1 protein-coding gene is annotated in these 355 nt (G+C 66.2%); it reads right to left on the minus strand.

The window, feature by feature from the left end; all coding sequences use genetic code 11:
• Positions 1-49: 49 nt before the first annotated feature.
• Positions 50-355 (minus strand): LysR substrate-binding domain-containing protein (locus tag KVT32_RS29180; RefSeq protein ID WP_254637073.1); only part of this gene is annotated, 306 nt, incomplete at its 5' end.

Consider the following 355-nt stretch of genomic DNA (forward strand, 5'->3'; position numbering starts at 1 on the left):
GGGGCCGACCGAGAACGCGATCGGGTCCGGATTCGGGTGTACCAGCATATTATGTCTTCCTCAGTAATTCCAAAAAGCCCCGCAGCACCGGAGAAGCGTTGTCGCGCCGCCAGGCCAAGCCGAGTTCGACCAGCGGTGTCGGGTTGGCAAGGGCCCGGTATTCTACGCCGGGGCGCAACAGGTTCGACACGGATTGTGGCACAAGTGCCAAGCCCATGCCCGCGGACACGAGGCTGACGATGGTCTGCATCTGGATCGCTTCCTGGCCGCTGGCCGGCGTCAGGCCGGCGTCGCGGAAGCAGCCGAGGATGGCGTCGGACAGGCTGGGGGCGCTCTCGCGCGGGGAGTCGCACAG

The sequence above is a fragment of the Achromobacter sp. GbtcB20 genome (assembly GCF_019091095.1).
In the GTDB taxonomy this organism is placed as follows: domain Bacteria; phylum Pseudomonadota; class Gammaproteobacteria; order Burkholderiales; family Burkholderiaceae_B; genus Achromobacter; species Achromobacter mucicolens.